The 9,277-nt window shown below is 68.7% G+C and carries 7 protein-coding genes; 1 reads left to right on the top strand and 6 read right to left on the bottom strand.

Translation table 11 applies throughout. The features are described 5' to 3' along the window. From GTP90_RS26275 to GTP90_RS26265, 3 genes are all read right to left on the bottom strand, one after another. The coding region (locus tag GTP90_RS26275) for a class I SAM-dependent methyltransferase (RefSeq protein WP_161086274.1) at nucleotides 1–1,027 on the bottom strand (1,027 nt) is incomplete at its 3' end. Next, nucleotides 1,024–2,244 carry an ABC transporter ATP-binding protein gene (locus GTP90_RS26270; RefSeq protein WP_161086273.1) on the bottom strand — a complete coding sequence of 407 codons (1,221 nt, stop codon included), beginning with the start codon at nucleotides 2,242–2,244 and terminating at the stop codon, nucleotides 1,024–1,026. The genes GTP90_RS26275 and GTP90_RS26270, both read right to left, overlap by 4 nt. A 21-nt stretch (nucleotides 2,245–2,265) precedes the next feature. Beyond that, nucleotides 2,266–3,066, bottom strand: coding sequence for an ABC transporter permease (locus GTP90_RS26265; protein ID WP_161086272.1), 801 nt, complete (start codon nucleotides 3,064–3,066; stop codon nucleotides 2,266–2,268). 258 nt (nucleotides 3,067–3,324) lie between these two features. Here GTP90_RS26265 and GTP90_RS26260 point away from each other — a divergent pair, with 258 nt between their 5' ends. Further along, nucleotides 3,325–5,088 (top strand): radical SAM/SPASM domain-containing protein, encoded by a 1,764-nt coding sequence (locus tag GTP90_RS26260; protein ID WP_161086271.1) that lies wholly within the window; start codon nucleotides 3,325–3,327, stop codon nucleotides 5,086–5,088. A gap of 37 nt (nucleotides 5,089–5,125) precedes the next feature. On the opposite strand, the gene GTP90_RS26255 is transcribed toward GTP90_RS26260, so the two are convergent. From GTP90_RS26255 to GTP90_RS26245, 3 genes are read right to left on the bottom strand one after another with little or no spacing between them, the layout of a single operon-like run. Further along, the gene (locus tag GTP90_RS26255; protein WP_254452054.1) at nucleotides 5,126–5,899 is read right to left on the bottom strand and encodes a Crp/Fnr family transcriptional regulator; all 774 of its coding nucleotides are present in this window, start codon (nucleotides 5,897–5,899) and stop codon (nucleotides 5,126–5,128) included. Between the two features lie 58 nt (nucleotides 5,900–5,957). Beyond that, nucleotides 5,958–7,265, bottom strand: a complete 1,308-nt coding sequence (locus tag GTP90_RS26250; protein ID WP_161086270.1) for a tetratricopeptide repeat protein — start codon at nucleotides 7,263–7,265, stop codon at nucleotides 5,958–5,960. Then, entirely contained in the window at nucleotides 7,253–9,073 is a 1,821-nt protein-coding gene (locus tag GTP90_RS26245; RefSeq protein ID WP_175048244.1) for a CHASE2 domain-containing protein, read from the bottom strand. Before GTP90_RS26245 ends, GTP90_RS26250 begins: the two co-directional genes overlap by 13 nt. Nucleotides 9,074–9,277: the final 204 nt, after the last annotated feature.

The raw sequence follows: 9,277 nt of genomic DNA, 5'->3' as shown, positions 1-9,277 counted from the left end.
CCATGCGCCACGGCGCGGTGATGCGCCACGAGCTGCTGGCCAGCAGCGCGGCGATCTGCCGGCGCGCCTCCTCGGCCTGCTGCTGCGCCACCTCGGTGGCGTGCACGCGGTTGGAGAGGTCGGCCAGCGCGTGCGCCAGCTCCTCGCTGCGGGCCGCGTTGGCCTGGCTCAGGCGGGTCACGCCCTGCAGGCCGGATTCGGCGCCGGCCAGGCGCAGCTTGCTGTCGATGGTGTGCTGTTCCAGCTCGGCCAGCGCGGCGCGCAGGGCGTCGTCGCGGCCCTCCAGGCGCTGCTCGAAACGCTGCGCCAGCTGGCCCAGCGCCAGGCCGTAGCCGGCGTCGAAGGCCGCCTCGAACGGCGCCAGCACGGCCGCCTCGGCCTGCTTCTGCGCGACCACCGCGTAGTCCGGGCTGACGCCGTCGAGCACGTTGATCAGCGCCACCGGCGTGTCGCCGCGCAGGCCGGCTTCCTCCTGCAGGCGCACCACCTTGTGGCGGCCGAAGCCGCCGAACTCGGTGACGAAGGCCAGCAGCTGCGGCGGGATCGGCCGCAGGTGGGTCGGGTCGAGGTAGAAGCTGGACGCGCCCACCACCAGGTTTTCCGGGTTGGGCGTTTCCATGATCAGCAGGCCGCCCGGCAGCAGCACGCGGCGCGCCTCGGCCACCAGCGTCTGCAGCAGCTCGAACGGGATGTGCTCGACCAGGTGGAAGGCCGACACCACCGCCAGGCTGTTGTCCGGCAGCGCGCGCAGGCAGGCCACGGCGTCGCCCAGCTCGACATCCAGGCCGCGCTCGCGGCAGGCCGCCAGCATGCCGTCGTCGAGGTCGACGCCGTGGGCGCGGAAGCCCTGTTCGCCCAGCAGCTCCAGCCACTCGCCGCGGCCGCAGCCGAGGTCGAGCGCGGCGGGCGGATCCTGCAGCGTGCGCAGCGGCGCGAAGAAGGGCTCGTACGCGCGCAGGCGCTGCTTGATCAGCTCGCGCGAGCCGCGGTAGCGGTCCTCGAAGGCGCGGTAGAAGCCGGCGCTCATCGGGCGATCTCGATCGCCGGTTCCAGCCAGCTGGTGCCGGCGAAGGGCTTGCGGTTCATGTTCATCACGGTAAACAGCAGCGCCAGGTCGCGCCACTCGTAGTTGTCGGCCAGGTGGGTCTCGCTGCTGGTGAGCGCGGTGGTCACCGAGTAGCTGCCGGGGCCGAGGTTGATCGGGAAGCTGAAGCGGTACTCGATCTGCTCGCCGGCGCGCAGGTCGGTCAGCGGCTGCTCCATGTGGTGGGTGTTGGTGCCGTAGATGTGCTGGCCCAGGCGGTCCTTGAACAGATAGCCCAGCACCAGGCGCGGCAGGTCCTCGTGCACCTGGACCCGGATGCGCAGCGTGACCGGCACGCCGACGTTGATGGTCTCGACCGGCGCGCCGTCGGCGTTCTCCAGACTGATGGCGGTGACGGTGGCCTTGCCGTTGCCCGAGCTGGTCTGGGTGCGGCCGTCGGCGGCCACGCCCTGTTCGATGTTGACGCCGTCGCGCTCGGCGATCAGGGCGTTGTAGTAGTCCATCACTTCTTCCGGCTTGCCCTGGTAGGCCAGGCGGCCGCGGTCGAGCAGCAGCGCGCGGTCGCAGATCGACTGGATCGCGGCGCGGTCGTGGCTGACGATCAGCAGCGTGGTGCCCAGCTTGCGGAACTGGCGGATGCGCTCGAAGCTCTTGTGCTGGAACCAGGCGTCGCCCACCGACAGCGCCTCGTCGACGATCAGCACGTCCGGGCGGCGCACCGTGGCCACGCTGAACGCCAGCCGCATCTGCATGCCGGACGAGTACACCCGCACCGGCTGGTCGATGTACTCGCCGATGTCGGCGAAGGCCTCGATCTCGGGCATCAGCGTGCTGATCTCCTCGACGGACAGGCCCAGCAGCTGGCCCGCCATGTAGGCGTTCTGGCGGCCGCTGAACTCGGGGTGGAAGCCCATGCCCAGCTCCAGCAGCGCGGCCACGCGGCCGGTGATCTGCACGCTCCCGGTGGTGGGCTGGGCGGTGCCGGTGATCAGCTTGAGCAGCGTGCTCTTGCCGGCGCCGTTGATGCCGATGATGCCGACCGCCTCGCCCGGCGCGACGTCGAAGTTGATGTCCTCGATCACCCACTTGAGGCGGTGGCGCGGGCCCATGGACGGCAGCACCCACTCGGCCAGGCGGCTCCAGCGGTTGCCGTATTGTTTGTAGGCCTTGCCCAGTTGTTTGACGCTTATGGTGCCCATGATGTGCTCTCGGTGTGCGGCTTACAGTTCATCGACCATCTCGCCGGCACGCTTGCGGAACAACTGCAGTCCCAGCGCGCAGCACAGCAGGCCGGCCACGGCCACCGGCAGCAGGCTGCCCCACTGCGGCGCCTGGCCGTTGACCAGGATCCGCTGGTAGGCGCCGATCACGGCCGCCATCGGGTTCCACACCAGCAGCGCGCGCACCGGCGCCGGCAGCGCGGTGGCCGGGTAGACGATGGGCGTGAACCAGAACCAGAACTGCAGCACGATGGTGAAGAACTGGCCGACGTCGCGGAAGAAGACGTTGAGCACGCCCAGCACCATGCCCAGGCCGATGGCGAACACGATCTGCAGCAGCAGCACCGGGAACACCGCGAAGTAGACCCAGCCGGGGAAGCTGCCGGAGAGCACCAGGAAGGCGGTGAACAGGCCGAAGATGATGGTGAAGTTGACCAGCGCGTTGAGCACCACGATGATGGGCAGGCAGATGCGCGGGAACTGGAGTTTCTTGATCAGGTTGGCGTGGTCGATGAACACCGACTGGCTGCGCCCGGTGATCTCGGCGAACAGGCCCCAGGTCAGCGAGCCGGCGCACAGGTAGATGCTGTAGGCGAAGGTGGCGGTGCTGCCCTGCAGGCGGCTGCCCATGACCTGCGAGAAGATGACGGTGTAGACCACGATCATGGCCAGCGGGTTGAGCACGGTCCACGCCGCGCCCAGCAGCGAATTGCGGTAGCGCGACTGGAACTCGCGCTGCACGCTGCCCAGCACGAAGCCGCGATAGCGCCACAGGCCGCTGAACATCGCGCGTGAAATCATCGTGCCACTCCCGTCTGGCTGGCGGGCCGGCGCGGGGCGCGGCGGTGGAGCGGATGGATGCTTTTCGTCATGGGGCGGTGGCGCGCGGGCCGGGTGGCAAAGCGGCGGATTATAACATGGCGCCCTGCGCGGCCGAGCGCGCCGGACGGGGCGGCGCGCCAGTCGGGACGGGGCGAACTGCTATATAATCACCGCTCTCCAGATCGCGGATAGAATTTGTATCCAGATGTTTCCAGCCACCCGTCCCAGCGCCTTCCCATGATTAAAATCCACCCGCACACCGACCTCGTCACCGCCGCGCCCGCGCTGCCCGTCACCGAAGCGCGGCCGCAGCCGGTCAACGATTGGTCGGTGCAGCCGGAAGTGTTTTTCCTGGAGCTCACCAACCACTGCAATATGCACTGCACCTTCTGCCCGTCGGACTACCTGAAGAAGGAGCGCGGCAACGCCGACGACGAGCTGGCGGTGCGTTTCATCGAGGAGGTGCGCGACCTCGGCCTGAACAAGCCGATCCAGTTCAACGTGCTGGGCGAGCCGCTGCTGAACAAGAAGATCTACAAATACATCGACCTGTGCGAGCAGTACGGCATCGAGGTCTACCTGATCAGCAACTTCGCCATCCTGGACGCCGAGCGCGCGAAGAAGATCTTCCAGCACGATAACGTCGCGCTGGTGCTGAGCCTGCAGACGCCGACCGAGGATTCGTACAAGCGCATGCGCGGCTACGACAAGCTGACCTTCGAGCAGTACTTCAACCGCATCCTGCCGGCGCTGCGCGAGAAGTTCGCCAACGGCAGCGCCTCGCGGGTGGAGGTGCACGTGACGTCGACCTCCAATATGCGGGCCGACTCGACCATCCAGTCCGACTTCGACCTGAACATGTGGGACCCGTTCGCGCTCGAGGACAAGGATGCCTTCGTGCTCAACCTGCTGAACCTGTTCGACGGTTTTTCGGAACAGCTGCGCGCCGAGTTCCCCGAGCAGTTCGAGGCCGAGCGCGTGCGTTCGCTGGAGCAGTACAAGGACCAGCTGGCGCGCAACCACCTGGCCGCCAGCCGCGACACGCTGCCCGACGGCGCGATCGACATGACCGAGGACCAGTTCTGGGGCTATATGTTCGCGCCGAACTGCTTCATCCGCTTCAAGACCTTCGGCCTGTGGACCAAGGAGGAGTCGTTCATGAAGACCTTCCTGCCCAAGGAGTCGGTGGTGTACGTGGAGGAGCGCGAGGAGGCGCTGGACTGCTCGATGGCGCACAACGTGTCGATGCTGGCCGACGGCCAGATGTCGCTGTGCTGCCTCGACTACGAAGGCGAGATGGGCCTGCCCAACCTGCGCGACACCTCGATCGTCGAGCTGCTGCGCGCGCCGGAGCGTGAGGCCATCGCCAAGGATTCGATGAAGGCCGAGGTGTGCCGCCGCTGCCAGGGCAATATCTTCGTGTTCGACAGCGCGGCGCAGGACGAGCGCGCGACGCGCATCGACAAGTTCGGGCGCGGCTGGCATCCGTTCGAGCCGGACATGAACGGCATCGGCGGGCGCTGGTCGAACGGCGCCGGCTGGCTGTATTTCCTGGCGCGCCAGGACAGCAATATCCTGGACCTGCGCATCCTCAGCATCTACGACTCGTCAACGCCGCTGACGGTGCGCCTGCGCGTGCAGGAAGGCAAGGAGTTCGGCGAGGTGATCGCGGAGCAGGTGTTCTTCGGCCAGCAGAACCAGATGATCGATGTCGAGCTGCCGCTGGCGTTGGAGCAGGGGCGGTTGTACCGCGTCGAGCTGCTGTCGCCGACCTTTGTGCCGGCCGAAGCGAATGGTGGCGACGACCGCCGCGCGCTGGGCATCATGCTGTTCGAGGCGGGAGTGCGGCAGGGCGAGCTGAAGGTGGCGGCGCCGGAACCGGCCGCCATCCCCGAGCCGGTTGCCGCGCCCGAGCCGGCGGTGGCCACGCCTGAACCGGTGGCCGAGGTGCCTGCCGGCCGCTTCAAGCGCTGGCTCTCGGCGCTGACCGGCAAGGCCTGAGGGAAGCTCCGTCATTCCCGCCTGCGCGGGAACGACGTCAGCTCTGGGCCAGTTTCTGCAGCGCCTCCGGATCGACGATGATCAGGCGGTGCGTGCCCTTCTTGACGATGCCCTGCTGGACCAGCGCCAGCAGCGTGCGGGTGACGGTCTCGCGGCTGGTGTTGATCATGTTGGCGATGTCCTGGTGGGTCGGCAGGTTCTCCACCACCTCGACGTCGCCTTCCTTCTTTTCCTTGACCAGCTCCAGGAAGCTGTAGATGCGCTTGGCGGTGTTGTGGATGCTGAGCAGGGCGCGGAATTCCGAATCGCGCTGCACCTTGGCGGCCAGGAAGCGCAGCATCTGGTTGGCCACCGACGGCGAGTGCGAGAACAGGTGCAGCGCCGTGTTACGCGGCAGCAGCGCCACCAGCACCGCCGTGGTCGCCACGACCGAGGCCGAGCGCATGGTGCCGTTGATCACCGCGATCTCGCCGAAGAAGTCGCCCGGCGCCAGCATGCGCAGGCCGATCGCGCGGCCGTCCTCGGTGATGTCGATCACCTGCAGCTGACCCTGCAGCAGGAACAGCAGGCTGTCGCCGCTGGCGCCCTTTTGCAGCACCACCTCGCGCTTGGCGTACTGGCGGATGCGCAGGTCGGCGCGCACCATCGCCATTTCCTCTTCGGTCAGGTTGGCCAGCAGCGGAATCTTGCGCAGGTGGACCTGCATGCTGTACGGCTGGCCGGACTCCAGCGCCGCCGCGACCGGGTCCAGCGGCGGCGCGGCGGGATCCAGCGGCGCTGCGGCGGGCGCTTGCTCGTCGGGCGCCGTCATGGGGACGGCGCCGCGGTGGCGGTGAGGGCGGGGCGGTGTGAAATCATTGGCTACGGTGTTAGAAATTGTCCCAGCGCCAGTTGAGCTGGATTGCATGGCTATTATATTGAAACAGCGAGATGTTTTCCTGATTTCTTACCGCGCGCCATTCCAGCTGCACGCTCTGGTGCGTCCCCATCGGCATCACCACGGCCGCGCGCAGCTGCCGCGTGTCCTGGTGGCGGATGATGTCGATGATCTCCGGCGAGTACACATCGCTGCTCTGCCAGACCTGGCGCGTCCAGCCCAGCTCGGCCTTGAGATTCTTGTAGGGCAGCGGCTGGGTCATCTGCAGCGCGCTGTACCAGCCGTGGCGGTCGCCGCCCAGGCGGCCGTTCTGGCCCTTGTCCAGCAGGCCGCTCAGCGAGAACGACACCTGCTGCGTGCCGCGCCAGTACAGGCTGGTGCCCAGCTCCAGCGTGTTGGAATCGTACTTGGTGCGGGTCGGATAGCGCACATGGCTCAGGCTGGCCAGCAGCGACCATTGCAGGTTCTCCGGCACATTCAGCGGCGGCGTCGCGCGCAGCTGCACCTGCTCCTGGCGCTGGTACAACTGGTGTTCCAGCTGCAGCACGCTGAAGGCCGCCGTGCCGTAGCCGCGCCACGCGCCCAGTTGCCACGGCCGCTCGTAGCCCAGCTGCAGCGAGGCCGAGTCCTGCGCGTGCACATTGTCGTTCTGGCGCACGCGCAGCTGGGCGATCAGCAGCGAGCCGGTCTCGTCGAGCTGCTGCAGATAGTCCACCCCGGCCGTCGTCAGGCGGTCCGGCTTGGGCATGTAGTCGGGCGGCAGTTCCCATTGCGTCAGCGTGCTGCCGCTGCCGGTGGAGAACTCGCTGCTGCTGGCGCCCTGGTTGATGTTGTTGTCGTAGCCGCGGCCCAGCGACACGGCCCACAGCGGCCGCCACGACGGCCGCGTGTTGCAGCCGCGCGCGCGGTGCTGGTCGATCAGCTCCTGGATCGCCGGCGGCGGCTTGAAGCGGCGCTCGATCTCCTGGAACAGGCGCTCGGCCTCGGCGCCGTGGCCCAGTGTGCACTGGCTGAAGGCCAGGTCCAGCCAGGCGCCGGCGTGGCGCGGCTCGCCTTCCAGGAAGCGCAGCAGCAGGGCGTTGGCGCGCTCGGGCTGGTCGGCCGCCAGCGCCCGCATCGCCTCCAGGTACAGCTCTTCCTGCTGGATGGGCGCGTACGGCGCCGGCTCGGCGTTGGCGCCGCCGTCGGCGGCGGCCGCCACCACGATGTCGCGCTGCTGCGCTTGGCCGGCGGCCGACGCGCCGCCCCACGGCAGCGTCAGCAGCAGCGCCAGCAGCAGCGGTGGGCTTACGGCGCGCATGGCGCGTCCTCAAGGGTGTACAGATTAATCGGGTGCTCCTTGCCGCGCAACGTGCGCTGGCCTAGTTGGCGGAAACGGTGGCGGCTCGCGCGGCTCACCGTTCCTTCGCCGATGATGATGTCGTACGGGTAGTCGCGCGCCGCCTGCTCCAGCCGCGAGGCCGTGTTGACGCTGTCGCCTACCGCAGTATAGATGCTGCGCATGGCCGTGCCAAAGTCGCCCGCCATCGCCAGCCCGCTTTCGATGCCGATGCGCACCCGCAGCGCCGGCTGGCCGGCGGCGGCGCGGCGCGCGTTCAGGTGGCGCACCGCCTGCAGCATGGCGCGCGCGGCGTCCAGCGCCAGGTTGGCGTGGTCCGGATTGGGCAGCGGCGCGCCCCAGAACGCCACCATGCCATCGCCGGTGTACTTGTCGAGGGTGCCGCGCATGGCCAGCACCGGGCGCGTCAGGCAATCGAGGAACTCGGTGGTCAGGCGCGCGGCCTCCTCGACCGGCAGCGACTCGACGTGGGTGGTGTAGCCCTCCATGTCGGCGATCAGCGTGGTGACCTCCAGCTGGCGCGGGGCCAGCGGATCCTCCAGGTTGCTGCGCAACAGCTCGTCGACCACGTCGCCGGCCACGTACTGGCGCAGCGTGTCGAGCAGGCGGCGCGAGCGCGTCTGCGCCTGCTGCCAGTGGAAGGGCACGGCCACCAGCAGCAGGAACAGGATGGACAGCAGCGGCCCGGACGGGCCGAAGCCGGCGTCGTGCGGGGCGATCAGGTAGGCCAGCGGCAGCCACAGCGCCGAGCCGGCCGCCAGCAGCGCGATGTTGACGGCGGCGGTGCGGCGCGGCAGCGTGTAGATCGACAGCGCGGTCACGGCCAGGCAGAACAGCAGCGCGATCAGGCTGCCGGGCCAGGGCGCCGGCGCCAGGCCGGCCTGGCGGTCCAGCAGGCCGGTCAGCATGGAGGCGTGCACCATCAGCCCGGCGCTGAGCGCGCCCAGCGGCGTGGCCACGCGGTCGCCGATGCTCAGCGCGGACGAGCCGATCAGCACCAGGCGGCCCTGGATGAACTCGGGCGGCACGCGCTGGTCCAGCAGGTCGGCGGCCTTGGCCACCTCGTAGGCGGGCCAGGCGCGGGTGTAGGGGATGCGTACCCAGCCGGTGGCGGTGGCCGGCAGCGGCCGGCCGGCGGCGCAGCAGTCGAACAGCGCGCGCGACAGCGTCGGATAGCTGCGGCCGTTGAAGCTGGTGTACATCGGCACCCGGCGCAGCACGCCGTCGCTGTCGGGGGCCACGCCGATATTGCCGAAGTGGGCGGCCTGCGCCAGCCCGGCGTGGTTGGCGATGTAGCCATAGGCCGGCACCGCGCCGGGCAAGGCGCCGGGCTCGCCGCCGGACAGCACGCCGCTGTGCAGCGGATCGTCGCGCTCGCCGAAATCGAACAGCTGGGCCAGGACCAGCGGCGCGTGCTGCGACAGCATGGTCATGCGGGCGTCGCCGGCCGCGTCGGCCGCCTTTTCCTGCAGGATGTCGAGCGCCACGCCGCGCGCGCCGTCGGCCAGCAACGCCTCCACCATTTCCGCCATGCGGGTGCGCGGCCACGGCCACGGATAGCGTTCCAGGCTGGTCTCGTCGATGTCCACCAGCAGCATGCGCTGCTCCGGCTGGGCGCTGGCGCGCATCAGCGTGTAGCGGTCGCGCAGCCAGTTGTCGAGCCGTTGCGAGGCGCCGCCGTGGTCCCACTGGACCCAGGCGGTGATCAGCAGCGCGGCCAGGGCGATGCAGCTGCGGGCGACGGCGGTGGCGGTGAACGGAATACGCAAGATGAGCGGTAGTCTGGGTGGCTGGACCGGCAGCGGGCCGATAGTTGCTGAGGTAAAATAATCGCCCAGTATAACGGCTTGTGCCGGGATGGAATAGAGCAAAATTGACGGTTTTACATCTCTTTCGGCGGCTTTGCCGGGCGTGTTGCGGCGCGGGCTGGTCAATTGTATCCAATTGAAAGAATGTGACCCGGGTCACATACT

This window comes from Duganella vulcania, from assembly GCF_009857655.1.
GTDB lineage: Bacteria > Pseudomonadota > Gammaproteobacteria > Burkholderiales > Burkholderiaceae_D > Rugamonas > Rugamonas vulcania.
This window is presented reverse-complemented; position numbering and strand designations above follow the sequence as displayed.